Here is a 24,124-nt window from a genome sequence, read left to right on the forward strand (position 1 = left end):
TTGTCTTTGTCGCAGGCGCCTTCCGATGGAGAGCGCCGCCTTTCGCCGATCCCGAACGGATCAGTTCTTGGCGTAATACTCGACGACCAGGTTCGGCTCCATCGCGGCCGCGTAGGGCACATCGGAAAGCGACGGCGTGCGCACATAGGTCGCGGTCATCTTGGAATGGTCGGCGATCACGTATTCCGGCACGTCGCGCTCGGGAAGCTGCACAGCTTCCAGCAGAACGACGAGCTGGCGGGACCTCTCGCGCACCTCGATCACGTCGCCGGGCCGGACACGGTAAGAGGGGATGTTGACCCGCTTGCCGTTCACCAGGAGATGCCCGTGGTTCACGAACTGGCGGGCGGCGAATACGGTCGGCGCGAACTTGGCGCGGTAGACGATCGCGTCGAGGCGCGACTCGAGCAGTCCGATCAGATTCTCGCCCGTGTCGCCGCGGATCCGCTCGGCTTCGGCGTAGATCCGGCGAAACTGCTTCTCGGTCAGGTCGCCGTAGTATCCTTTCAGCTTCTGCTTGGCGCGAAGCTGAAGGCCAAAATCCGACATCTTGCCCTTGCGGCGCTGACCATGCTGGCCGGGGCCGTATTCACGGCGGTTCACCGGGGATTTCGGACGGCCCCAGATGTTCTCGCCCATCCGGCGGTCGATCTTGTATTTCGCAGAGGTGCGCTTGGTCACCGGCGGTCTCCATAACATTTTACGGCGAATAATCGCCGTTTCAGCATCGGGGCGTTCTCCTCTTTCGGGCTTCCCCGAACGACAGGGTCCGCCTTGCGGCGGCCGCGAACGCCAATGAAGCCTCCTCCCCAACGGAAGGAGGCGTGGCGCGGGCTCTATGCCGCTGACCCATCGCTGTCAAGCCGCCGTCAGGTTTCGCGACCCGGACGGGGACGGTAACGCGGGAGGGACCAGCCCCGGAGGATCGCGCCTGCGCGCAGGCCGAACCCGGCCAGCGCCGCGATCGGAAACGCGATGAGCGGTGGAACGCCAGCGAGCGTGAACGCGACGAAGGCGGCGGCGGAGAGGAGCGAGGCCGTGACGTGGATTTCATGACGCAGCGCCACCGGCGGCTCACCGGCGATCAGGTCGCGCGCGATGCCGCCGAAGGTTGCGGTCATCATGCCCATGACGACCGCAACCAGCGGGTCGACCCCGGCCTTCAGCGCGATATCCGCGCCGAGCGCGCCATACGCGGCGAGACCGATCGCGTCGGCCCACAGGACCAGTCTGTAGCGCGAGCCGATGAACGGGCTGTAGAAATAGATGGCCAGCGCGACAATCAGGCAGACCGCCAGATAGCCCTGTTCATTCACCCAGAATACCGGCCGTCCGATCAGAAGATCGCGCGTCGTTCCGCCGCCAATCCCGGCGAGCGTCGCGAGCAGGGCGAAACCGATCAGGTCGAACTCCTTTCGGCTCGCGACGAGGGCGCCGGATATCGCGAACACGGCGACGCCGAGATAGTCGAGAAACTGAAAGCTGTTCATCTCTGGTCTCCGCTTCGCGCCGGGTCAGTTCACGGAGTAGCGTTGGCGCATCTTCTCCGCGCCTTCCTCCATGCCATGTTCGGCCTGAAGGCGCAGAAGCTCCTCGTCGCGCCGGCGGAACTCCTCGACGATCTCGTCGACCGCCGCTTCGTCGCCCATTTTCTTCAGCCCTTCGGCGGCGAGCGAGATCGCGCTCTCGCGGGTTTCACGGATAACGTGATCGGCCCCGGCCGAGCGCAGCTCCAGCTCCTGAAACCGGTCATAGGCGGCGGCGAAGATCGTCAGATGCGGGTAACGCTGCTTCAGCCGCTGCACCGCGAGAGTCGCGCCCTCCCGGTCGTTGATGCAGTAGAAGATCGCATCCGCCGTCTCCGCGCCCGCCGCTTTCATCACGTCGGGCTTGGTGGCGTCGCCATAGAACACCTCCGAGCCGAATGTGCGGGCGAGCCGGATGCGCCGCGGCGCGTTGTCGATCAGCGTGACCGAATAGCCCCGCATCCGCATGATCCGGGCGATCACCTGCCCGAACCGCCCGAAACCGGCGACGATCACCTTTGAGGGCGCGACCTCGGTCGCCTCAATCTCCAGCATGTCGGGGTCGCGCCTGGCCGCCGCGCGCGCGAGCTGGCGCTCGACGCCCCCGACGACGAACGGGGTCAACGCCATCGAGATCGCGACGGCGATGGTGAGGATGCTCTCTTCCTCGGCGGAGATCAGGCCGTCCGAAGCGGCGAGCGCGAAGACGACAAAGCCGAATTCGCCGGCTTGACCCAGCGTCGCGCCGATCCGGAGCGCATCGTAGTGTTTCGAACCCAGAATCCGCGTGAGTCCGTAGAGCATTCCCATCTTGGTGGTGAAGAGCAGAATCGCGCCGGCGCCGACAAGCCACCACCATTCAGCCGCGACCTGCCAGTCGACCGACATGCCGACGCCAACGAAGAAGAGGCCGAGAAAGAGCGCGCGAAAGGGTTCTATGTCGCTTTCCAGCTGATGGCGGAACTCAGTCCCGGCCAGCAGCACACCGGCAATGAACGCGCCGAGCGCCATCGAGAGCCCGGCCCACTGCATCGCCAGCGCTGCGAGCGCGACGACGAGCAGCGCGGCGGCGGTGAAGACCTCGTCCGCCTTCACCAGCGCGATCAGCCGGAAGACGTGCTTCAACCCGTAATGCCCGACCAGAACCAGCCCGACGAGCGCGCCGATGGCGACATAGGCGTCGTTCGCATCCATCCCGGCGCTCGCGCCGCCGACAACGGTGGTGAGCGCCAGAAGCGGCACCACGGCGATGTCCTGAAAGAGCAGAATCGAGAACGCCCGGTCGCCATAGGGCGTCGAAAGCGCCTTCCGGTCGCGCAGGATCTGCACCCCGAAGGCGGTCGAGGAAAGCGCCAGCGCCAGTCCGACGATCAGCGCCGCCGACAGCGAGCCGCCGATCAGCCAGCCAATCCCGGCCAGAACCGCGCCCGTCACCGTCACCTGCGCGAGTCCGAGGCCGAATATCTCCGCCCGGAGCCGCCAGAGCCGCTTTGGCTGCAGTTCCAGACCGATCACGAAGAGCAGAAGGACGACGCCGAATTCGGAGCCGTGGCGCACCGCCTCGATATCCTGGAGAAGGCCGAGCGCGAAGGGGCCGACCAGCGCGCCGGCGGCGAGATAGCCGAGAATCGAGCCGAGGCCGAAGCGCTTGAAAAGCGGCACCACCAGCACCGTCGCCCCGAGATAGGTCGCGGCCCCCATCAGCAACGGGTCGGCGGCGGCGAGGGCGGTGACGGGATCGGCCATTCGTGTCCTTCGGTCGGTTTTCGCCACTATGGCGCGAAGCCGGGTTCAGGGAAACCGGAAGCGACGTTCGACCATTGCGCCGGTGGCGTTTCGCGCCGGGTGCGCTAGGGTTTCCGCGGTCTCCCGGAGCGCGCTGATGCAACGCCGGCTGACCACGATCCTCGCCGCCGGTCTCGCCGTCGCGGCGGGCGGATCGTCAAGACGATGGGCGACGGCCTCCTGATCGAGTTTCCCTCGCCGGTCGAGGCGGTCCGCGCCGCGCTTGCCGCTCTGCATGGGATGGCGGCGCGGGAGGCGGCGCTGCCGGAGGCGGAGCGGCTCCGCTACCGCATCGGCCTCCATCTCGGCGGCAGTGTGAACGTGGCGGCGCGGTTGGAGACCCTGGCGCCGGTCGGCGGAGTCTGCGTCTCGCGCGCCGTTCACGACCAGGCTCAGGGCCGGATTGCGACGGGGATGATCGCGCTCGGGCCGCAGCAGGTGAAGAACTGCCCCAGCCCTTGGAGGTGTGGACGGACGAGGTGGAGGGCGCCGCGACGGACTCGCCCGCCCGCGCTGCGGCGGCGAACGACGAGGCCCCCTCCGTCGCGGTGCTGCCGTTCCGCGAGATCGGCCCCCCGGCCGACGATTTTTTCGCCGAAGGCGTCGTCGCGGAGATCACCGCGATGTCCTCGGCGATTTCGACAAGGCGATCGCCTGCGCCCAGAAGCGCCTGATGGCCGGGCCGGGCGTGACCTGGGCCTATCGCGACCTCGCGACCTCTTACGCCAACGCCGGACGACCGGTGGAGGCGGAGGAGTTGCTGGAGGCGCTCCTCGCGCATGATAGCGGCATCACGGTCCGGCGCGTCATCGACAGCTTGCCGCCGATGATGAGCCTCAATCAGCCGTACTTTATCGAAGACCTTCGTCGGGTGGGCGCGCCGGCGACGTAGCCCACCTTGCGCCCTCGCCGCCAATCCCTATAACCGGCGCGATCCTCGCCGGTCACGTCGCTTGGATCGCGAACAAGACCTTCTGGGAGCCCCGCCATGCCGAAACGCGCCGATATCGACAGCGTGCTGATCATCGGCGCCGGACCCATCGTCATCGGTCAGGCCTGCGAGTTCGATTATTCCGGCGCCCAGGCGTGCAAGGCGCTTCGCGAAGAAGGCTATCGCGTCATCCTCGTCAATTCGAACCCGGCGACGATCATGACCGACCCCGGCCTCGCCGACGCGACCTATGTCGAGCCGATCACGCCGGAGGTGGTGGAGCGCATCATCATCCAGGAGCAAGAGCGGAATCCGGGCGAACGGATGGTTCTGCTGCCGACGATGGGCGGGCAGACCGGGCTCAACACGGCGATGAAGCTGGCGGAAACGGGGGCGCTGGACCGGCTCGGCGTCGAACTGATCGGCGCAAAGCGCGCGGCCATCGAGATGGCCGAGGACCGGAAGCTGTTTCGCGAGGCGATGGAGCGGATCGGCCTCTCAAATCCGCGCGCGACCATCGCCGAGAGCATGGCGGAATGCGTCGCGGCGCTCGACGATATCGGCCTCCCGGCGATCATCCGCCCGGCCTACACGCTCGGCGGCACCGGCGGCGGCGTCGCCTATAACCGCGAAGATTACCTCAGGATCTGCGAGACCGGCCTCGACGCATCGCCGGTGAGCCAGATCCTGATCGACGAGAGCCTGCTCGGCTGGAAGGAGTTCGAGATGGAGGTGGTCCGCGACAAGGCGGACAACTGCATCATCATCTGCGCCATCGAGAATGTCGATCCGATGGGCGTCCATACCGGCGACAGCATCACCGTCGCGCCGGCGCTGACGCTGACGGACAAGGAATACCAGATGATGCGCTCCGCCTCGATCGCGGTTCTACGCGAGATCGGGGTGGAAACCGGCGGCTCCAACGTCCAGTTCGCGGTCAATCCGGATGACGGCCGGCTCGTGGTGATCGAGATGAACCCGCGGGTCTCGCGCTCATCGGCGTTGGCCTCCAAGGCCACGGGCTTTCCGATCGCCAAGATCGCCGCGAAGCTCGCCATCGGCTATACGCTCGACGAGCTCGACAATGACATCACCGGGGTGACGCCGGCGAGCTTCGAGCCGACAATCGACTATGTCGTCACCAAGATCCCCCGTTTCGCTTTCGAGAAATTCCCCGGCGCGAAACCCGAACTCACCACGGCGATGAAGTCGGTGGGCGAGGCGATGGCGATCGGCCGATCATTCCACGAGAGCCTGCAAAAGGCGCTGAGCTCGATGGAGACCGGGCTTTCCGGTCTCGACGAGATCGTCATCGACGGGCTCGAGGAGGCCACAGGAAAGGAAGAGCGCAAGGCGGCGCTGATGGCGGCGCTGGCGAAACAGACGCCGGACCGGATCCGCGTGATCGCCCAGGCGATGCGCGAGGGCCTCGACCATGACGACATCCAGGCCGCGACCGCCTTCGATCCCTGGTTCCTTGAGCGCATCGGCGAGATCATCGCGGAGGAGTCGCTCGTGCGCGAACGCGGCTTGCCGACGGATGCGGCCGGGATGCGGGCGCTGAAGGCGATGGGCTTTTCCGATGCGCGCCTTGCGCATCTCTGCGGACTGGAGGAGGCAGACGTTCGCGCCCGCCGGATGGCGCTTGGCGTCACGGCGGTTTTCAAGCGGATCGATACCTGCGCGGCCGAATTCGAAGCGCAGACACCCTATATGTATTCGACCTATGAAGCCGACGCGATGGGCATGGTCGAATGTGAATCGCGGCCGACCGGACGCAAGAAGGTTGTCATTCTCGGCGGCGGTCCGAACCGGATCGGTCAGGGGATCGAGTTCGACTATTGCTGCTGTCACGCCTGCTACGCGCTGACCGAGGCGGGCTATGAGACGATCATGATCAACTGCAACCCGGAGACGGTCTCGACGGATTACGACACTTCCGACCGGCTCTATTTCGAGCCGTTGACCATCGAGCATGTCATGGAGATCCTGCGGATCGAGCAGGAGAACGGGGAGCTTCACGGCGTCATCGTCCAGTTCGGCGGCCAGACGCCGCTGAAGTTGGCGAACGCGCTGGAGGCGGCGGGAATTCCGATCCTCGGCACTTCTCCGGACGCCATCGACCTCGCCGAGGATCGGGAGCGTTTTCAGAAGCTCCTGCGCAAGCTCGAACTGAAGCAGCCCGAGAACGGCATCGCGCACAGTCGCGATGAGGCGTTCAGCGTCGCGCATGAGGTCGGCTACCCCGTGGTGATCCGCCCGTCATACGTGCTCGGCGGCCGGGCGATGGAGATCGTCCGCGCCGACGCAGAACTGGAGCGTTATATCCGCGAGGCGGTGGTCGTTTCCGGAGCCAGCCCGGTCCTGATCGACAGCTATCTTTCCGGCGCCGTCGAGGTCGATGTCGACGCGCTTTCCGATGGCGTGGCGGTGCATGTCGCCGGGGTGATGGAGCATATCGAGGAGGCCGGCGTCCATTCCGGCGATAGCGCCTGCGTCCTGCCGCCGCATACGCTGTCGGCTGAAACCATCGACGAGTTGAAACGGCAGACCGCCGAGATGGCGCGCGGGCTTGGCGTCGTCGGGCTCATGAACGTGCAGTTCGCGATCAAGGGCGCGGACATCTACGTCCTCGAAGTCAATCCGCGTGCGTCGCGCACGGTGCCCTTCGTCGCCAAGGCGGTCGGCGCGCCAATCGCCGCCATCGCGGCGCGCCTTATGGCGGGCGAGAAACTCTCCGCCTTCGCGCTTCCCTCCGCCGATCCCGGCCATGTCGCGGTGAAGGAGGCGGTGCTGCCCTTCGCCCGCTTCCCCGGCGTCGATACGCTCCTCGGCCCCGAGATGCGTTCGACCGGCGAAGTTATGGGGATAGACCGCGGCTTCGCCCGCGCCTTCCTAAAGAGCCAGATCGCCGCCGGAGTGACGCTGCCGGGCGGCGGACGGGTCTTCATTTCGGTGAAGGACGCCGACAAGGCGTTAATCCTCGACGCCGCGCGCCGGCTGGTCGCGCTCGGCTTCGAAATCGTCGCTACATCCGGCACCGCCGCCTATCTTGCGGAGAACGGCGCGCCCGCGTCGGTGGTGAAGAAGGTCTACGAAGGGCGGCCGAACGCCGTCGACCTGATGAAGGATGGCGAGATCGCACTGGTCTTCAACACCACCGACCTGCCGCAGTCCGTCCGGGACAGCGCCAGCCTTCGCGCGACGGCGCTGCACATGCGGACGCCCTATTACACGACCGCGGCCGGCGCGGCGGCGGCGGCGCGGGCGATCGCCAACCGTCTTGACGGCGAGATCGAGGTTGAGACGCTTCAGGCCTACGCGGCGAGATGAGCGCGGCGCCCGGTCCGGAACGGGTTTATGCGATCGGCGACATCCATGGCCGTCTCGACCTCCTGCGGGCGGCGCACGCCCGAATCGACGCCGATCTCGCGGCCGATCCGGTCGCCGCGCACGCGATCGTGCATATCGGCGACTATGTTGACCGGGGGCCGGAAAGCGCGGGCGTCCTCGCCTATCTCGCGGCGGGGGCGGCGGCCGATGCGCCGTGGGTCAATCTGCTCGGCAATCATGACCGGATGTTCTTTCGCTATCTTGTCGCGCCGGGCGGGCGGGACGAGCGGCTGCATCCGGATTTCTGGTGGCTGCATGAGCGACTCGGCGGGCTGGATACGCTGCGCTCCTACGGACTCGAGTTGCCGGAAGGCGCGACCAAGGCGCGCGGCGACGCGCTCCATCGTGAGGCGCGCGCTGCGGTCCCCGCGGCGCATTTCGCGTTTCTCGCCGGGCTCCGCCGGTTCTGGTCCTGGCGCGGCTGGTTCTTCGCCCATGCCGGCGTGCGCCCCGGCGTCCCGCTGAGCCAGCAGGAGGAGGACGACCTGATCTGGATTCGCGATCCGTTCCTGACAAGCGACGCAGATCACGGCGCGGTCATCGTTCACGGCCATACGCCGGTGGAGCGGGTCGAGGACCACGGGAACCGCATCGCCATCGACACCGGCGCCGGTTATGGCGGGCCGCTTTCATGTCTGGTTATCGACGCGGCGGGCGACGGGACGCGTGATGGCGTGCGCGTGCTCGACGGGCCGGTTCTGCGCTGAGCGCGCGCCGGCGAACTTGCCCCCGCGCGACGGTTCTGTATCAGTTCCATTTCATGCGGCCCTGATCGGCCGCCGGGGAAGGGCCTTGAGGTGATCGACACCCGCATCGAAGACTTGCCGCTGGACAGGGATGTCTCCTCGCATGAGGGGATATCGATCGATCAGACTGCGCGGGTCCGGCTTGCGTATCTTCTGGGCCAGAACTCCGCGCTGGTCGCGCAGACCCAGTTCGCGGATGCGAAGGCAGGCGCGCTTCTCGCGATCGTCGGTCTGCTCGCGACGCGCGGGCCCGGCGCGTCCCTTGATCCGACGGTCGTTAACACCGAGTCGATCCTCGTCATTTCGCTGCACGCGGCGGCGCTGATCTGCTGTGTGATCGTGCTGTTCCCCCGTTACGCGGGCCGGCCGCTTCGCGCGAAACTGGCGGCGAGCGAGCGGTTCTCATGGCCGGCGCTGACCGCCGACGGGATGAACAGCGATCTCTACGCCGATTTCATGCGCGGCGCGCAGGTCTCGCAACTGGTGATCTCCATTGCGCGCAGCAATCAGGCGCAGGCGCAGATCCTGTTACGCAAGTTCAACTGGCTGCGCGCGGCGTTCGGGATCGCCATGGCGGACTTCTTTTTCATCGCGGCGCGCGCCGCGTACGGTTCGGCCTGAGGCCGGTTAGGGAGCGGAGGGGCGATGCGCGCTCGGATCGTCATCATCGGGGGCGGGCCGTCCGGCCTGCTTCTCAGCCAGCTACTCCACCTGAGCGGCGTCGAAACGGTGGTGCTGGAGCGGCGTCCGCGTGCGTATGTGATGGCGCGAGTCCGGGCCGGGGTCCTCGAATGGGGCACCGTCGAGACGCTGCGCGAGGCGGGCGTCGGAGAACGCATGGACCGGGAGGGGTTCGTTCACGAGGGCGTATATCTCTCAGCGCAAAATCGCGGCTTCCGCGTCCCGCTCAAGGAGCGCGCCGGCCGTCCGGTTCTGGTCTATGGCCAGACCGAGGTGACGAGGGACCTTTACGACGCGCGCGACGCCGCCGACGGCGCGGTGATCGACGAGGCCGCAGGGGTGGAGATTCACGGCGTCGACGGGAGGACGCCCCATGTGACCTACCGGAAGGATGGTCGCGAGTGTCGAATCGATTGCGACTACGTTATCGGCTGCGACGGGTTTCATGGAGTCAGCCGGGGGGTCATCCCGAAGACGGTCCTGCGTGAATACGAAAGGGTCTATCCGTTCGGCTGGCTCGGGGTCCTGTCGGAATCGCACCCGGTCAGCGACGAGTTGATCTACGCGAACAGCACGCGCGGCTTCGCGCTCTGCTCGATGCGGAATGAGGGACTCAGCCGCTACTACGTGCAGACCGAGGTCGACGAGGACCCCGCCGCATGGTCCGATAGCCGGTTCTGGGATGAGTTGAAGCGGCGGATTCCCGAGGCGGCCGCCGATGTGCTGACGACCGGCCGGATCACCGAGAAGTCGCTCGCGCCATTGCGGAGCTATGTCGCCGAACCGATGCGCTGGGGTCGGCTCTTTCTGGTCGGCGACGCCGCGCATATCGTGCCCCCGACCGGGGCCAAGGGGTTGAACCTCGCCGTCTCCGACGTCCATTACCTGCATCGCGCGCTGGTCGCCCTCTACAGAGACGGATCGGAGGAGGGGATCGACCGCTATTCCGACCTTGCGCTGGCGCGGGTCTGGAAATCGGTGCGCTTCAGCTGGTGGATGACGACGATGCTGCATCGTTTCCCCGACCAGACCCCGTTCGATCAGCGCATCCAGGAAAGCGAGATCGACTATCTCGAACATTCCGGAGCGGCGCAGACGGTGATGGCGGAGAATTACGTCGGTCTGCCCTTCTGACCGCGTTCAGCCCGAACTCAGCGGCAGGAAAAGGACAAGCGTCGGGAAGGCGATGATTAGCAGGATGCGCACCAGGTCGGCCATGATGAAGGGCACGATCCCGCGATAGATCGCGCCCATCGGCACGTCGCCGATCACCCCCTTGATGACGAAGAGGTTGAGCCCGACCGGTGGCGTGATCAGCGAGAGTTCGGTCACCATCACCGCGAAAATGCCGAACCAGATCGGGTCGAACCCGAGATCGACGACGATGGGAAAGAAGATCGGGATGGTCAGCAGGATCATGGAAAGCGACTCCATGAACATGCCGAGTACGACATAGACCGCGAAGATGATCAGCATCACCTCCAGCGGCGTAAGCGCCTGCGCCCGGATCAGATCGGAGAGCGCGGCGGGCAACCCGATCAGATTCATGAAATTGGAGAAGACAAGCGCGCCGATCAGCACCAGAAAGAGGCTGGCGGTGGTCGTCACCGTCTCGACCAGCGCATCGACGAATTCCGGGACGCCGAGCGCTCTTCGCCAGAGCGCGAAGACAAGCGCGCCAAACGCCCCGACGCCGCCGGCCTCGGTTGGCGTGAAGACGCCCTGATAAAGCCCGCCGATGATCAGGACAAAGAGAAGGAGAATCGGGCCGACGCTGCGGAAGCGGGCGAACCTGTCCGCCCAGCCGGTGCGCGGCGCGGCGGGCGCGGAGTCGGGAAAGAGCCGCGCCACGACGCCGACAGCGACGAGATAGAGCGCGATCGCCAGCAGTCCGGGCAGAACCCCGGCGATGAAGAGCTTGCCGATATCGGTGCCGGTGGCGATGCCGTAGAGGACGAGAATGACCGAGGGCGGGATCAGGATGCCGAGCGTGCCGCCCGCCGCGACGGAGGACGCCGCGAGTCCGTCCGCATAGCCGTAGCGCCGCATCTCCGGCACCGCGACCTTCGCCATCGTCGCCGCCGTCGCGATCGAGGAGCCGCTCAGCGCAGCGAAGCCGCCGCAGGCGAGGACGGTCGCCGAAGCCAGCCCGCCGGGCCGATGGCCGACGAAGCCGTGGCAGAGGCGGTAGAGATCCTCGGACATGCGCGCGCGCGTCACCAGCGCGCCCATCAGGACGAACATGGGCACGACCGAAAGCTCATAGGACATCGTCGCGTTGAACGGCAATTGCCCGATCATTCCGAGCGCGGTGTGGACGGAGACGCCCGCGACGATGCCGCCGAGGCCGATCACGAGCATCGCGAAGGCGATCGGCATGCCGACCATCATCAGGCCGAAAACGCCGACGAAGGCGAGGCCGGTGATCTCCCATACGCCCATCAGAGTCCGACCCCGTCCACGCCGGATTCCGGTTCATTCTTCAGCGCTTCGAAGGCGCAGATCACGAAAGCCAGCGCCGCGACGACGAGGAGCGCCGCCATCGACTGCGCGATGAGTCCCTTGGGCACGCGAAGCTCCATAGTCACCTCGCCATAAGTGAGGATACGCTCGCCATAGAGCCACATGCGCCAGGCGATGAGCATCGATATCGCCGCGCCGAGCAATTCGGTCGCGAAGGTCGCATAGGCCCGGACCGCCGGCGCGAATCGGTCGAAGAGAATGGTGACGCGGATATTGCCGCGCATGCGGATCATCTTCGGCAGGGCGAAGAACACGATCAGGCCCATCGTGATCTCGGTGATCTCGAAGGAGCCGGGGATCGGGTGCCGGAACAGATAGCGCATGATGACATTGGCGAAGGTCGTGAACATCATCACTGCCGCCAGCGCAGCGCCGATCCAGACCAGCAGCGTGAAGCCGCGGTCGAGTATGCCGACAAATGCGCTCTGTGCGCGTGGCATGGGCTTGGTCCTGTCGCCGGGATGCGGGGAGTGGAAGGTGATGAGCGCGGGCGCCTTTACGGCGCCCGCGCGCGTCTCGCCTCAATTCGGCGTGTTGACGACCTTGTAGGCGCTGTAATCCTTCACCATCCGGCGAGCGTAATCGAGGATCTCCTGGCCGTCGAGGCCGCGTTTTTCAGCCTCCGCAAGCCATTCGGTCTCCATATCCGCCAGCCGCTCCTTCGCGATCGCGACCTCTTCCTCGGGAAGCGTGATGAATTCGACACCGGCCTCGTTGAGCGCCGCTTCACCGATCCGGTCGCCATTGGTCCAAGCCCAGCCGGCGAGGAGTGCGATGGCCATTCCGCTGTGCTTTTCGACCGCCGCCTGTTGCTCGGGCGAAAGGCCATCCCAGCTGGCCTGGTTGAATGCGACCCAGAATGTGTCGGTGTAGAGCCCGCCGGGGATTCGGGTGATCGAGGTGATGACCGGCGTGATGCCGAAGAAGTCGATCGACTCGGTGGGAAAAGTGATGCCGTCGGCGACGCCGCGCGCCATCGCGGTCTGCGCCTCGGTCGGCGGCAACTGCACCGGGGTTGCGCCGAGCTGGCTCATGATCCGCCCGGTGACGCCGCCGCCGACGCGGATGGTCTTGCCTTCGAGATCGGCGATCGTCTCGATCCGGCCCTTGGCCATGTTGATGTTCGGGTTCGAATGCGTGAAGAGCCCGACGATATGCGCGCCCTCGTGCTCGCCATACTGGTCGCCGAACCGCTCATAGGTCTGCCAGGCGGCGGCGGAGCCGGACCACGGGTCGGGTGAGGCGAAAGGGAGATCCATAACCTGAGTCATGGTGAAGCGGCCGACATTGTGGCCGCTGACGCCGTAGCCGACATCGAACGCCTGGTCGAGCAAGAGGTCGAACTGCGCCGGGGGCGGGCCGAGCGGCGAGGTCATGATTTCGAATTTCAGCGCGCCGTCCGTCTCCGCCTCGATCGCGTCGGCCCAGGGCTTGATGATGCCCGCTACGATCAGGTGGTGCGCCGGCAGCCATGTGCCGATTCGGAGCGTCTTGACCTCGTCCGCCGCCGATGCGCCGCTGGGCGCGGCCGCCCATGTCGCGGCGCAGGCCGCCGCGATCGCCGTCATCTTCATCATTCGCATCTTCATCTCCCCTATTTGGTGATTTTCGGCTCCGTGGCCGTCGTCGGGAACGGCTCCGGCGCGGACAATTTGTAAATTTCCAGCGCGTCCGCCTCGTCTCCGGCGCGCGCCGACAGCAACCGGAACTGCTCAGCCGCGAGCGCGACGAAGGGCGTCGGCGTTTTCGTACCCTGCGCCAGCGCTCGAACCGTGTCGAGATCCTTGAGCATGGTGTGGGCGTGGCCGAGCGGCGGCTCATGGACCGCCGCGATCATGCGCGGGACGAAAAGCTGCAGGGGGATCGAATCCGCGAAGCCGCCTTTCAGCGCTTCCGGCAGGCGCGCGGCGTCGACGCCGGCGTTGACCGCGAGGCGCGTCGCCTCCGCCAGCACCGCCATCGTGCAGCCCACGACGACCTGATTGCAGAGCTTCGCGGTCTGTCCGGCGCCGCTCGGCCCCATCAGGGTGAAGCGCGCGGCCATCTCCAGCACCACCGGCTTCACCCGCTCGAAAACCTGCTCTGGCCCGCCGGCCATGATCGCGAGCGTCCCCGCCTCCGCCCCCGGCACGCCGCCGGAGACCGGGGCGTCGATCCAGATCATACCGGTCTCGCACTCCAGCCGCGCCGCCATTTCGCGCGTTGCGTCGGGCGCGATGGAGGAGAAATCCACAAGCACGGCGCCGGGGCGGGCGCCCGCGGCGATTCCGCCCTCGCCGAAAACGGCTTCTTCCATCGCCGCCGCGTCGGTGAGGCAGGCGAAGACGATCTCCGCCTCCGCCGCGACATCGGCCGGGCGGGCTGCCTGTTTCGCGCCTTCGGCGACGAGCGCCTCGGCCTTGGCCGCGGTTCGGTTCCAGACGGTCAGCGGATAGCCCGCCGCCAGCAGCCGGCGCGACATCGGCGCGCCCATCAGCCCGAGACCGATATAGCCGAGCCTGGGCCTGGTGGCTTCGTTCACACTCGTTCCTTTCGCTGGCGCGCGGCGCTAGCAGTGCGGCTTTTCCGGCCAGACCGCCCCGCCGGCATGGGTCACCGCGCCTTCGTGCGCCTGGCCGACGGTCGCGGCGTATTTCGCCAACAATCCCGCCGGGTGGTTCGGCTTGGGTGGAGTCCAGCGGTCGCGGCGCGCCTGCATCTCCGCATCCGTGATGTCGATCGTGATCGACGCCGCATCGGCGTCGATGGTGATCCGGTCGCCATCCTGAACCAGCGCCATCGGCCCGCCGACCGCGGCTTCCGGAGACGCGTAGCCGATGCACATGCCGCGCGAGGCGCCGGAGAAACGCCCATCGGTCAGAAGCGCGACATCCTCGCCCATGCCATGACCGTAGATCACCGCGGTGAGGCCCAGCATCTCACGCATGCCGGGGCCGCCCTTCGGCCCTTCGTTCCGCACGATCAGCACTTCGCCTTTCTGGTAGTCGCGCTTCGAGATGACGGCGATGGCCTCGTCCTCGCTTTCGAAGACCCGTGCGGTTCCCTCGAACCGGAGCGACTTCAGCCCCGCGACCTTCAGAAGCGCGCCGTCCGGGCAGAGATTACCCTTCAGCACCGTGACGCCGCCGCTCTTCATGATCGGGTTGGAGAGCGGGCGGATCACCTCCCCGTCTGGGGCCGGCGCGTCCGCGGCCTCCTCGGCGAGGGTGCGGCCCGTCACGGTCAGCGTCTCGCCATGCATGTAGCCCGCGTTGATCAGTTCGCGGATCACGACGAGCGCGCCGCCGATGTCGAAGACGTCCTTGGCGTGATACTGGCCGCCGGGCTTCAGATCGCCAATGAACGGCGTGCGCTGGAGCACTTCCGCCACATCCGCCATGGTGAACCTGATGCCGGCCTCGTGCGCGATGGCGGGGATGTGAAGCGCGGCGTTGGTGGAGCCGCCGGTCGCCGCGACGATGGCGCAGGCGTTCTCTAGCGCCTTTCGGGTGACGATGTCGCGCGGCAGCGGTCCCTCGCCCTCGACCGCCTTCATCACCAACGCGCCAGCGCGCTTGCAGGCGGGGATTCGCTGCGAATAGACGCCGGGGATCATCGAAACATTGGGAACCGTGAGGCCGAGCGCCTCCGAGACCATCCCCATCGTGTTGGCGGTGAACTGCCCGGCGCAGGAGCCGATGCTCGGCAGACAGGAATGCTCCAGCACGCGAAGCTCGGCCTCCGTCATCCGCCCCGCCTGCACCGCGCCGACCCCCTCATAGGAGTCGAGGACGGAGACGTCGCGCCCCTGGAACCGGCCGGGGAGGGCGGAGCCGCCATAGATGAAGACTGACGGCACGTTGCACCGCACCATGCCCATCATCACGCCGGGAAGGGTCTTGTCGCAACCGCCAAACCCGATCAGCCCGTCATAGGCGTGACCATGAACCACCGCCTCGATGCTGTCGGCGATCAGCTCCCGGCTGACGAGAGAGAATTTCATTCCTTCATGGTTCATCCCGATCCCGTCGGAGACGGAGATGGTGGTGAACTCGCGTGGGGTTCCGCCGGCGATATGCACGCCGTCCTTGGCGTACCGCACCTGCGATTCGTGGGTCATGTTGCAGGGCGTCTGCTCGCCCTTCTGGCTGACCACGCCGATCATCGGCCGCGCGATCGCTTCGTCGTCAAGCCCCATCGCGCGCATGAAGGCGCGGTGCGGCGCGCGGTCGATTCCGTCCGTGGTGATGCGTGAGCGGAGCCCGCCCTTGGACCGATCTGTCACGTCGCCTCCTTCGTCCGCCGGATACGCTTTATACCTGAAATTGTTTCCGCCGGCTTGTCCAGCCCCCGATCCGCGTTAGCGGTTCTATTCCTCGCGGAAGGCCTTGTTGAAATAATCCGCGAAGGGTTTCGTGAGATAGGAGAAGGGCGAGCGGTCCCCGGTTCGGATATACGCCTCCACCGGCATGCCGGCGAGGAGTTCGACATGGTCCAGCTTCTCGATCTCGCCGGGATTTATGGAAAGCTCGGTCATGTAGTATGAGCGTCCGGTCTGCTCGTTGGTGAAGGCGTCGGGCGAGACCTGAATGACCGTTGCGGCGATATCGGGCGTCGTCCGGGCCGAAAAGGCGGAGAACCGGAGCCGAGCGTCCTGACCCGGAAAGACCTGATCGACATTCCGCGTTTCGATTTCCGCCTCGACGATCAGACCGGCGTCGGACGGCACGATATAAAGGATCGGCTCCGCCGCCCTCACCACACTTCTGAGCGCGAAGATGGTCATGCCGATGACACGTCCGGGCCGGGGCGCGCGAATCTCCAGCCGGTCGATCCTCTCGAGCAGCGAGTTGCGCTGCTCGAGCATCTCGTTCTCGCGATAGGCGTTGTCCCGGAGCTGGGTGATCGCATCCTCGCGCCGTGTCGAAGCGTTGCCGAGGAGCTGGATCTCGATCTCGGATATCTGGCCGCGAAGGCGGGCGATATTCGCGATCAACTCGCCGCGCTGACCCTCGAGGCGGGCTTTCTCCCGCTCCAGCGCGAGCACCCGGCTCGCCTGCGCGAGGCCCTTTTTCTGCAATTCCTTCAGATCGTGGAGCTCCCGTCTGACAAATCGGACCTGTTCGACCAGCGCCCTCTGCTGAGCCTGGGCGCCGACGATCTCCTCGCGGATCTGCTGCTGGCGTTCGCGAAGCTGGTCGGTTTCCTGTTTCAGCGTTTCGGCGCGCGCAAAGAAGAGCTGGCGCTGGCCCTCGATCAGCGCGGCGACCTTTGGGTTCGATTCGCCAGCGGCGAGCAGCTCTTCGTCGAATTCGGGCAGCGGCTTGTCGAGTTGTTCGGCGGTCAGCCGGCCGCGCCGCGCCATTAGCTCGTAGAGCTGGCCCTCGACGATCGCGAGATCGGCGGCGATCAGCGTGTCGTCGAGCCGGATCAACGGCTCGCCGGCTTCGACCGTATCGCCTTCCTTGACCAGAATCTCCTTCACCACGCCGCCCTCCGGGTGCTCGACGACCTGGCGCTCGGATTCGACCTTCAGCTTCCCCTGCGCGACAATGGCGCCCGAAATAGAAGCGAAGGCCGACCAGCCGCCAAGGCCGACGACGAGCAGGAGGAGCGTCAGAACGCCGAGGCCGAGATGCCGGCCGGCCGGCCAGCGGCGGGAGACTTCGCGATCAAGCAACGGATCCGAGGACATCGGTTCAGCCCTCTTCCTTCGACGCCGCCACGGCGGGGGCTTCGTGTTGTTTCGGCGCGCCGGCCGCGGACTTCGGATTGGCGGGCTTCGACGCGGCGAGGTGGAGGTCGGCGGGTTTCGCCGGCCCGGCGACGGCCGGCGCGCCCTGCACCCTGCCGGCCTTGCCCTGCGCCAGCTGCTGATAGTTCTGGGTGGTCTGGCGCAACACCTCGTCCTTCGGGCCGAAGGCGCGGGGCTGGCCGGCCTCCAGCATCAGAAGGTAATCGCAGGCGGCGATCGCGCTCGGCCGGTGCGCCATGATGATGACGGTGCGTCCGCGCGCTTTCGCTTCGACGATGGCGTTGACCAGCGCGCCTTCGCCCTGCGCGTCGAGATTGGAGTTCGGCTCGTCCAGCACCAGCACCGCAGGGTCCTTGTAGAGCGCGCGGGCGAGGGCGATGCGCTGGCGCTGACCGCCGGAAAGCCGCCCGCCGGACGGGCCCGCTGGCGTATCGTAGCCGTTTGGAAGCCTGAGGATCATGTCATGCGCGCCAGCGCGTTTCGCCGCCGTCACCACGGCCTCCGGATCGACCTGGTCGGAAAGCCGGGCGATGTTCTCCGCCACTGTGGCTTCGAAGAGCGAAACGTCCTGCGGGAGATAACCCATATAGCCGCCAAGGACGTCGTCCTCGAACTGGTCGAGCGCGGCCCCGTCGAGCCGGATCACCCCGTGCGCCGGCTTCCAGATGTTGACCAGCGCCCGCGCCAGCGTGGATTTTCCGGAAGCCGAGGCGCCGATCACGCCAAGTGCGCGGCCCGCCTCGACGGTGAAATTCACGCCCCGCAGCGTCGGCGCGCGCTCTCCCGGCGCGACGACCGAGACGTTCTGCACATCGACCCGGCCTTTCGGCGGCGGCAATTCCGTGCGCGGTTGCTGCGGCGGCGTCTTGGCGAGCAGTTCGGAAAGATTGTTCCAGCCGTCCCGCGCCCGCTGCACGTTGGACCATTGGGCGATCGCCTGTTCCACGGGCGCCAGCGCGCGCCCCATCAGGATCGAGCCGGCGATCATCATGCCCGGCGTGAGCTTCTGCTGAATGGCGAGCCAGGCGCCGAGCGCAAGCATCGCCGACTGGAGAAAGAAGCGCAGCGTTTTCGAGGCGGTGGCGTAGCCGCCGGTGCTGTCGGAGGCGTGGACGGAGGTGGCGAGCGCCAGTTCGCGGAACTTCCGCCACTTGCCGAGCGCGGCGCCGCGCATGCCGAGCGCCTGCACCGTCTCGCCTTCGCGCCGGAGAGATTCCGAGAACGCTTCGGACTGCGCCGAGGCGCGCTGGCTTTCGGCCATCGGCTTGCGCGAGGCCCATTCGTTAAAGAACGCGATCGCGATGAGCAGCGCGCCGCCGGCCACGGCCAGCGTTCCGAGCATCCAGTGAAAGTAGAAGATGATGAAGATGAAGACCGGCGTCCACGGCATATCGAAAAGCGCGAAAGGCGCGGGCGAAGATAGGACGCGCTGGATCGTCTCCAGATCGCGCAATCCGGTTTGCGGGCGGGAACGTTCCGAGGGCGCGACCGCGCGGCGCAGAACGGCGTCGAAGACCCGCTTGTCGAGAAGGTCCTGGAACCGGGCGCCGGCCCGCGCAAGAACGCGGGCGCGCGCGTGGTCCAGCAGCCCCATGAAAAGGAAGAGCGCGGAGATCAGTCCGAAGAGCGCGACCAGCGTCGCTTCCGAATTCGAAGCGAGAACCCGGTCATAGACCTGAAGCATGAAGAGCGGGCCGGTCAGCATCAGGATATTGACGAACGCGCTGAACACCGCGACCCCGAGCAGTAGCCGGCGCGACGTGTTGAGCGCGCCGCGCAGTTCGCGGCGCCCGGCGGTGGAATTGAAATCCGACATCAGGCCTCTATAGGCGCGGAATGTTAACCGAACATCCGTTCGGCGCCTCTATACGCTTTCTTATCACGTCGGGGCGCGGTGGTGAAACGCCGTCGCGCGCGATGTGACGCTCGTCACGGCGCCGGCAAGCGCGCCGACTTGCTTGTGGAGGCATGCTGAGGCAATAGGGCGCATGCGATCACGAACGCACATTGGCTGGGTATCGGAGAATTTGGCATGAGCGTCGAACGGTTTCTGGCGGTTTCTCGGGTGGGCGTTTGCGCCGCCGCGCTGTTTTCCGCCGGGTGCGCGATGACGCCGTCGGTCGAGGGCGCGCTGATCGCCGACCCTTACGAGGACGCCAACCGGGCGTTCCACGGTTTCAACAAGGACGTCGATACGCTGGTGCTGCGCCCCGTTGCGGAGGGGTATGATCTCTTCACGCCCGCGCTGGTCAAGCATCTGGTCAAGAACGAGCTCGAATATCTGAGGCTGCCCGCAATTTTCCTCAATCGGGTCATGCAGGGGAATATCGAGGAGGCGGGCGCCGCGCTCGCGCGATTCGCACTCAACACCACGATCGGCGCCGTCGGACTTCTCGATCCGGCGACGGAGTTCGGTCTGCCGCACGAGCCGACCGATTTCGGCGTCACCCTGGCGCTCTGGGGCGCGGATGAGGGCGTCTATCACGAGCTCCCGGTGTTCGGCCCGAGAACGACGCGGGACATGACCGGACTGTTCGCAAGTTTCGTGCTTGATCCGACGATTCTCATCACGTTCGGCTTCGTGGATGTGCCGGGCGTCGTCACCGCCATCGACTACAGCCGCACCGGCATTCAACCCGTGGTCATACGCTACGAGAATGCTGACCTCGTGGATCAGATCCTGTATGAGACGGACGATAGCTACGTATCTGTTCGCACCGGTTATGTGCAGTCGCGGCGGCAGTTTGTGGCCGGCGAGACGAGTGTGGAGCAACTGCCCGACATCTTTGGCGACGCGTCGGTGCAATAGACGGAGCCCGGAGGCCCTCATGACGAGATTCCCGCAGATCACGCGTCGCGGCGCCCTGACGCTGACGGCGGGCGCGCTCGCCCTCGCTTCCGGGCGCGCGACCGCGCTCACCGCGACGGCGGCGGAAGACTTTGTTGAAAGCCTGATCAAGGATCTGCGCGCGCTGGTCGAGGATGACCGCAAGGGTCCGGAAGGCGCGGCGGAGTTTCTCGCGCTTCTTGAGCGCAAGAGCACGCTCGAAGCCGTTGGCCGCTTCGCGATGGGGCGAACCTGGCGCGACATGAGCGAAGCGCAGCAGGCCGCCTACCAGGCGGCGTTCCGCACCTATATCTCCAACACCTATCAGCGGCGTTTCGGAGAGTATAGCGGCGAGGACATCTCCCTCACCGGCGTGCTAGACGCCGGGCAGAAGGGCGTCCTGGTAAAGAGCGTGGTGACGCGACCGTCGGCGGAACCGGTCACGGTGGAGTGGCTGGTCACCGACAGGACCGGCTCGCCGCTGCTTTCCGATATCATATTCGAAGGCGTTTCGCTGGCGATCACCCTGCGCGAGACCTTTGGTGGAATGGTCGACAAGCGAAACGGCGACATCGATCTCTTCATCGCCGATCTCGCCGCCTCGCACGGGGCCTGACGGCGCGGCGCGCCGCCCGCGGATCAGTCTACGTAGCGGACGCCGTCACCGGAGAGCAGTTCCGTCATCGCATCGGGTGATTTCAGGCCCTTTTCGATCTCGGCGTCGAGGTCGGACTCCAGCTGGCGCACCGTCTCCAACTGACGAATCACGTTGTCGAGTTTCTCGAAAGGGACGATGACGACGCCGTCGCGATCGGCGACGATCATGTCGCCTGTCTCGACCTCGCGTCCGCCGATCTGGATCGGCAGGCCGATCCTGCCCGGCCCGGTCGAAACCGGAGAGCCCGGGTTCAGCCCGGCGCACCACGCCGGCAGGCCGACGCGCACGAGCCCGGCGTAATCGCGCATCGGCCCGTCGGTGACGAAGCCGGCGGCGCCGGAATTCCGCATCATGCCCGTCACCCGGTCGCCCGCCGCCGCGACGCCCTGGTGAGCGCCGAAGGCGGAAACGACGATATCCCCCGCCTTGATGAACGGGAGCGCGGCGAGCAGCGCGAGGATATCGCCTGGTCCGCAATCGACGGTCAGGGCCGGCCCCGCCGCGACACAATGGAGATCCCGTCCCTCGCCGAGCGGACGAATGCCGAGCAGGACGCCGCTCCCGTGCATCGCGTCAACGACGAAACTCGTGGGCGTGTTCTGAAAGGCGGCGATCTGCGTCGCGGACGGGCGACGGTCGGGCCGCCTGATGGTCAGCACGGGCGGCTCTTCGATCATTCTCGCTCTCCTCATCGTTCGGCGCGACGATGTTCCAGACGGCGGGCGAAGGCAAGCGCTGGACATTTGCGCGCGGACGGCGATGCTCTGCGATCTTGAAACGGGCCGGGGAACGGCATGGCGAATGAGCAGGACATCAACGCGGCCACGATCGAGATCGCCCGGCCGGAGGCGCTTCGCTGGATGCTTTTCGTCGCGCTGATCGTGCTGGCGGTCGCGTGCGGTGCGGTCGGGAGCGCTTCGTTCTCCAGCTCGCCCCTGACCGCCGGTTTCATGGCGCTCTCCACGATCGGGCTGCTCTTGCTCGGGCGCGCGCTCTTTCTCACCGACGCCGCCCGGCTTATCTTTGACGGCGAGCGACTGGTCGATGATTCCGGCGCCGAGATCTGTCGGCTGGACGAGATCGAGAGGATCGAACGCGGTTTCGCCTTCTTCAAGCCCTCGTCGGGTTTCGTGCTGAAACTGACGGAGCCGCGCCCGCGCGGCTGGTCGCCGGGCCTCTGGTGGAGACTGGGTCGGCGGGTCGGAGTCGGCGGCGCGACGCCGAGCCGCGCCGGGCGTCACATGGCCGATGCGCTCAGCGGCGCGCTGGCGATGAGAAGCGGCGCGTGAATCCCACCCCGAGGCGCGGGACGAGTCCATCGACCGTCAACGCGGCGCGGATCGCCGCCAGTTCGTCCTCCACCGTCCGGTAGTCCGGCGTCCAGGCGTCGATGTCCGTCTGATCGGAGCAACCGTTGGTGGGGTCGAAGCGCCCATCCGCGATCAACCATGCCGTCTGCTGCCCTGCCGCAAGCGCCAGGTTCGCCGCCAACGCGCGCGGCGTCAGCCCTTGTTCGGTCTCGAAATCGTCGATCACGACCAGGTTCGCGGCGGGGACCAGTTCATGCGTCGCCGGGTCGAATTCGCCGTCTCTCCGGACGACGTCGCCGCTCGCCTTCTCGATCAGGAGATCGACCGTCGGAGTCGCGACGACATCGGTGCGCCCTGAAATGTCGCGCATGAAATGGACGAGCTTGCGGGCGACGATGTAGCGCCCCGTGCGCCGCGCCTTCTCAGCCGTCGCGGCGCCGAGCGTGATCCGATCGCCAAGCGTCGGCAGATCGGCCAGCGCGGCTTCCGAGGCGAGCGCGCGGCCGAGCGGCGTGCGGCCTGAACCGAGCGCGCCGAAGACGATCAGATGATCGAATCCGGGGTCTTCCGTCGCCCGCGCGAAGTCCCGGAGCCTGTCGAGCGGCTCCGGCAAATAGGGGAGTTCCGGCGCTGGCGCGGCGCGCCCGGTCTCCAGCGGCTGCTCGGCCGGGATCACGACGATGCGGAGCGCGGCGTGGAAGACCGCGAGGCGGCTCGCCTTGTCGAGTCCGGCGAAGTCGAGCGCTTGCTGGCGAAACGCCCAAGTCTTTCCGAGACCGAGAAAGATCGCGAGGAACACCAGGAGGCCCATCACCTCTGAGCCGGACGGCCATGAGGCCGTCGTCATGACAGGCGTATCGGACAGAACTCCGGCGCCGATCCAGGCGCCGGCGAAGTAGAACATCCCGTCGGTCCGCGCGTCCATACGCGCATCGTCGATATAGTCGCGCTCCACCCGCTTGCAGGCGCCGAGCACGTTCTTCGGGCGCTTGCGAGCGGCGTCGGCGATTTCATGATGCACGTTGGGGAGGTCGGAAGCGAACTCCTTCACCCACCAGAGCGCGCAGGACGCGATGGCGGCGGCGATCGCCATCGGCCAGTCTCCTTCGAGTCCATGCCATGTGCCCGAGACGAACCAGAGCGCGATGATCGCCACGACTGCGCCCTGCATCAACTTTTCCAGCCCGCCGAGCTTTTCCGGAATGTCAGCGCCGATCACCAGCGATCGCATCGCGTAGACGAAGAAGAGCAGCGCGAGCGCGACGGCGATCCAGCGGCGGACGGATTCGACGGCCCCCGCGCCGTTCGTTGCGATCCAGAAAGCGCCGAATACCGCCAGAAGCGCGAATGTGAAATAACGGATGTCGTGGCAGAGCATCAGCACTCCGGCGCCGATAGCGAAAACGGCGGTCGTGACGCCGATCAGCTCCACGAGGCGTTCACGATCCTCGGGCGCGGACATGCCCAGAGCGCGCGACAGGAGGTAACCGAGCGTGAGCGCGGCGAGGACGAAGAATACCCCGTGCATCGCCTGTCGCGCGCGCGGCGCGATCGCGCGGTAACGCGCGGCGACATCGGCGGAGATCGGCGGCGGCGCGTCGAAGGCGCCCTTGATGCAGATCGCGCAGATCGCGCCGATGATGACGAAGGCGGCGACGAAGAGCAGGATGTTGTTGGCGACGCAGGCGAAGGCGAATTCGCAGCCGTTCGCGGCCTGTCGCGGTCGCCCTTCCCAGTCCACGATCAGCCGCGCCGTCGCGCCGATCGTGTCGGCGATCCAGACGAAAAAGAACGCCGTCGCCATTCCCAGCGTCATATGGCCGAGCTGGTTCGCCATCCATGCGTAAACCCGGCTGTAATTCGACTGGACGTCGGAAAAGCCGAACTCGCGCGCGAAAATCGCCTTGATCCACATGCTTCAGCCCGCTCGCCCGGTTTGCAATCAAGTCATCGGAAAGGAATAACCCCGAATTGCCTAGCATGAGCGCGCCGCATGCGCCAAACCATAAG

Annotated in this window: 21 protein-coding genes; 9 read left to right on the forward strand and 12 right to left on the reverse strand. The window is 66.5% G+C overall.

Annotated features, from left to right (window positions below; all coding sequences use genetic code 11):
- Window positions 1–60: 60 nt before the first annotated feature.
- The 3 genes from rpsD to G5B40_RS17245 all read right to left on the reverse strand — a co-directional run bounded on the left by rpsD (window position 61) and on the right by G5B40_RS17245 (window position 3,272).
- Window positions 61–681, reverse strand: a complete 621-nt coding sequence (gene rpsD / locus G5B40_RS17235) for a 30S ribosomal protein S4 (RefSeq protein ID WP_165101196.1) — start codon at window positions 679–681, stop codon at window positions 61–63.
- A 188-nt stretch (window positions 682–869) separates the two neighbouring features.
- Entirely contained in the window at window positions 870–1,490 is a 621-nt protein-coding gene (locus tag G5B40_RS17240) for a trimeric intracellular cation channel family protein (RefSeq protein WP_165101199.1), read from the reverse strand.
- 24 nt (window positions 1,491–1,514) lie between these two features.
- Window positions 1,515–3,272: a monovalent cation:proton antiporter-2 (CPA2) family protein gene (locus G5B40_RS17245; protein ID WP_165101202.1), complete on the reverse strand. Its 1,758-nt coding sequence runs from the start codon at window positions 3,270–3,272 to the stop codon at window positions 1,515–1,517.
- A gap of 497 nt (window positions 3,273–3,769) precedes the next feature.
- On the opposite strand from G5B40_RS17245, the gene G5B40_RS17250 reads away from it, so the two are divergent.
- From G5B40_RS17250 to pobA, 6 genes are all read left to right on the forward strand, one after another.
- The gene (locus tag G5B40_RS17250; protein WP_165101205.1) at window positions 3,770–3,985 is read left to right on the forward strand and encodes a hypothetical protein; all 216 of its coding nucleotides are present in this window, start codon (window positions 3,770–3,772) and stop codon (window positions 3,983–3,985) included.
- The gene (locus G5B40_RS17255; RefSeq protein WP_165101208.1) at window positions 3,985–4,203 is read left to right on the forward strand and encodes a hypothetical protein; all 219 of its coding nucleotides are present in this window, start codon (window positions 3,985–3,987) and stop codon (window positions 4,201–4,203) included. The genes G5B40_RS17250 and G5B40_RS17255 overlap by 1 nt, the downstream gene beginning before the upstream one ends.
- Before the next feature lie 96 nt (window positions 4,204–4,299).
- The gene (carB, locus tag G5B40_RS17260; protein WP_165101210.1) at window positions 4,300–7,575 is read left to right on the forward strand and encodes a carbamoyl-phosphate synthase large subunit; all 3,276 of its coding nucleotides are present in this window, start codon (window positions 4,300–4,302) and stop codon (window positions 7,573–7,575) included.
- Window positions 7,572–8,342: a metallophosphoesterase gene (locus G5B40_RS17265; RefSeq protein WP_165101213.1), complete on the forward strand. Its 771-nt coding sequence runs from the start codon at window positions 7,572–7,574 to the stop codon at window positions 8,340–8,342. Before carB ends, G5B40_RS17265 begins: the two co-directional genes overlap by 4 nt.
- Window positions 8,343–8,432: 90 nt before the next feature.
- Window positions 8,433–9,002: a Pycsar system effector family protein gene (locus G5B40_RS17270; protein WP_165101216.1), complete on the forward strand. Its 570-nt coding sequence runs from the start codon at window positions 8,433–8,435 to the stop codon at window positions 9,000–9,002.
- A 24-nt stretch (window positions 9,003–9,026) separates the two neighbouring features.
- A complete protein-coding gene (gene pobA / locus G5B40_RS17275; RefSeq protein ID WP_165101219.1) occupies window positions 9,027–10,196 on the forward strand; it encodes a 4-hydroxybenzoate 3-monooxygenase in 1,170 nt (389 codons plus the stop codon).
- Between the two features lie 6 nt (window positions 10,197–10,202).
- On the opposite strand, the gene G5B40_RS17280 is transcribed toward pobA, so the two are convergent.
- The 7 genes from G5B40_RS17280 to G5B40_RS17310 all read right to left on the reverse strand — a co-directional run bounded on the left by G5B40_RS17280 (window position 10,203) and on the right by G5B40_RS17310 (window position 19,135).
- The gene (locus tag G5B40_RS17280; protein WP_165101222.1) at window positions 10,203–11,504 is read right to left on the reverse strand and encodes a TRAP transporter large permease; all 1,302 of its coding nucleotides are present in this window, start codon (window positions 11,502–11,504) and stop codon (window positions 10,203–10,205) included.
- On the reverse strand, window positions 11,504–12,025 hold the full coding sequence (locus tag G5B40_RS17285) for a TRAP transporter small permease (RefSeq protein ID WP_165101225.1): 522 nt from the start codon (window positions 12,023–12,025) through the stop codon (window positions 11,504–11,506). The genes G5B40_RS17280 and G5B40_RS17285 overlap by 1 nt, the downstream gene beginning before the upstream one ends.
- An 81-nt stretch (window positions 12,026–12,106) precedes the next feature.
- Window positions 12,107–13,168, reverse strand: coding sequence for a TRAP transporter substrate-binding protein (locus tag G5B40_RS17290; RefSeq protein ID WP_165101227.1), 1,062 nt, complete (start codon window positions 13,166–13,168; stop codon window positions 12,107–12,109).
- Window positions 13,169–13,179: 11 nt separating this feature from the next.
- Entirely contained in the window at window positions 13,180–14,106 is a 927-nt protein-coding gene (locus tag G5B40_RS17295; protein ID WP_211907359.1) for an NAD(P)-dependent oxidoreductase, read from the reverse strand.
- Window positions 14,107–14,133: 27 nt separating this feature from the next.
- Window positions 14,134–15,849 (reverse strand): dihydroxy-acid dehydratase, encoded by a 1,716-nt coding sequence (gene ilvD, locus G5B40_RS17300; RefSeq protein WP_165101230.1) that lies wholly within the window; start codon window positions 15,847–15,849, stop codon window positions 14,134–14,136.
- Between the two features lie 84 nt (window positions 15,850–15,933).
- Complete coding sequence (locus G5B40_RS17305; RefSeq protein ID WP_165101233.1) at window positions 15,934–17,259, reverse strand: HlyD family type I secretion periplasmic adaptor subunit; 1,326 nt, start codon at window positions 17,257–17,259, stop codon at window positions 15,934–15,936.
- Between the two features lie 4 nt (window positions 17,260–17,263).
- Complete coding sequence (locus G5B40_RS17310; protein WP_165101236.1) at window positions 17,264–19,135, reverse strand: type I secretion system permease/ATPase; 1,872 nt, start codon at window positions 19,133–19,135, stop codon at window positions 17,264–17,266.
- 216 nt (window positions 19,136–19,351) lie between these two features.
- On the opposite strand from G5B40_RS17310, the gene G5B40_RS17315 reads away from it, so the two are divergent.
- Both G5B40_RS17315 and G5B40_RS17320 read left to right on the forward strand, forming a co-directional pair.
- Complete coding sequence (locus tag G5B40_RS17315) at window positions 19,352–20,128, forward strand: MlaA family lipoprotein (protein WP_165101240.1); 777 nt, start codon at window positions 19,352–19,354, stop codon at window positions 20,126–20,128.
- Window positions 20,129–20,147: 19 nt separating this feature from the next.
- Window positions 20,148–20,762: an MlaC/ttg2D family ABC transporter substrate-binding protein gene (locus tag G5B40_RS17320; protein ID WP_165101243.1), complete on the forward strand. Its 615-nt coding sequence runs from the start codon at window positions 20,148–20,150 to the stop codon at window positions 20,760–20,762.
- Between the two features lie 23 nt (window positions 20,763–20,785).
- On the opposite strand, the gene G5B40_RS17325 is transcribed toward G5B40_RS17320, so the two are convergent.
- On the reverse strand, window positions 20,786–21,481 hold the full coding sequence (locus G5B40_RS17325) for an RraA family protein (RefSeq protein WP_165101246.1): 696 nt from the start codon (window positions 21,479–21,481) through the stop codon (window positions 20,786–20,788).
- Window positions 21,482–21,598: 117 nt separating this feature from the next.
- Here G5B40_RS17325 and G5B40_RS17330 point away from each other — a divergent pair, with 117 nt between their 5' ends.
- Window positions 21,599–22,093, forward strand: coding sequence for a hypothetical protein (locus G5B40_RS17330; RefSeq protein WP_165101248.1), 495 nt, complete (start codon window positions 21,599–21,601; stop codon window positions 22,091–22,093).
- Here the strand turns inward: G5B40_RS17330 and G5B40_RS17335 are convergent.
- Complete coding sequence (locus G5B40_RS17335; protein ID WP_165101251.1) at window positions 22,059–24,029, reverse strand: hypothetical protein; 1,971 nt, start codon at window positions 24,027–24,029, stop codon at window positions 22,059–22,061. The two genes, G5B40_RS17330 and G5B40_RS17335, sit on opposite strands and share 35 nt — an antisense overlap.
- Between the last annotated feature and the right edge of the window lie 95 nt (window positions 24,030–24,124).

Origin of the sequence: Pikeienuella piscinae, assembly GCF_011044155.1 — a bacterium.
Taxonomy (GTDB): Bacteria; Pseudomonadota; Alphaproteobacteria; order Rhodobacterales; family Rhodobacteraceae; genus Pikeienuella; species Pikeienuella piscinae.

Excerpts from the sequence above, each read along its gene's own strand:
- pobA (WP_165101219.1), top strand. The coding sequence starts at position 9,027 with ATGCGCGCTCGGATCGTCATCATCGGGGGCGGGCCGTCCGGCCTGCTT.
- carB (WP_165101210.1), top strand. The coding sequence starts at position 4,300 with ATGCCGAAACGCGCCGATATCGACAGCGTGCTGATCATCGGCGCCGGA.
- G5B40_RS17290 (WP_165101227.1), bottom strand. The coding sequence starts at position 13,168 with ATGCGAATGATGAAGATGACGGCGATCGCGGCGGCCTGCGCCGCGACA.
- G5B40_RS17330 (WP_165101248.1), top strand. The coding sequence starts at position 21,599 with ATGGCGAATGAGCAGGACATCAACGCGGCCACGATCGAGATCGCCCGG.
- G5B40_RS17310 (WP_165101236.1), bottom strand. The coding sequence starts at position 19,135 with ATGTCGGATTTCAATTCCACCGCCGGGCGCCGCGAACTGCGCGGCGCG.
- G5B40_RS17285 (WP_165101225.1), bottom strand. The coding sequence starts at position 12,025 with ATGCCACGCGCACAGAGCGCATTTGTCGGCATACTCGACCGCGGCTTC.
- G5B40_RS17325 (WP_165101246.1), bottom strand. The coding sequence starts at position 21,481 with ATGATCGAAGAGCCGCCCGTGCTGACCATCAGGCGGCCCGACCGTCGC.
- G5B40_RS17305 (WP_165101233.1), bottom strand. The coding sequence starts at position 17,259 with ATGTCCTCGGATCCGTTGCTTGATCGCGAAGTCTCCCGCCGCTGGCCG.
- G5B40_RS17265 (WP_165101213.1), top strand. The coding sequence starts at position 7,572 with ATGAGCGCGGCGCCCGGTCCGGAACGGGTTTATGCGATCGGCGACATC.
- G5B40_RS17240 (WP_165101199.1), bottom strand. The coding sequence starts at position 1,490 with ATGAACAGCTTTCAGTTTCTCGACTATCTCGGCGTCGCCGTGTTCGCG.
- G5B40_RS17320 (WP_165101243.1), top strand. The coding sequence starts at position 20,148 with ATGACGAGATTCCCGCAGATCACGCGTCGCGGCGCCCTGACGCTGACG.
- G5B40_RS17315 (WP_165101240.1), top strand. The coding sequence starts at position 19,352 with ATGAGCGTCGAACGGTTTCTGGCGGTTTCTCGGGTGGGCGTTTGCGCC.
- G5B40_RS17335 (WP_165101251.1), bottom strand. The coding sequence starts at position 24,029 with ATGTGGATCAAGGCGATTTTCGCGCGCGAGTTCGGCTTTTCCGACGTC.
- G5B40_RS17280 (WP_165101222.1), bottom strand. The coding sequence starts at position 11,504 with ATGGGCGTATGGGAGATCACCGGCCTCGCCTTCGTCGGCGTTTTCGGC.
- G5B40_RS17245 (WP_165101202.1), bottom strand. The coding sequence starts at position 3,272 with ATGGCCGATCCCGTCACCGCCCTCGCCGCCGCCGACCCGTTGCTGATG.
- G5B40_RS17255 (WP_165101208.1), top strand. The coding sequence starts at position 3,985 with ATGGCCGGGCCGGGCGTGACCTGGGCCTATCGCGACCTCGCGACCTCT.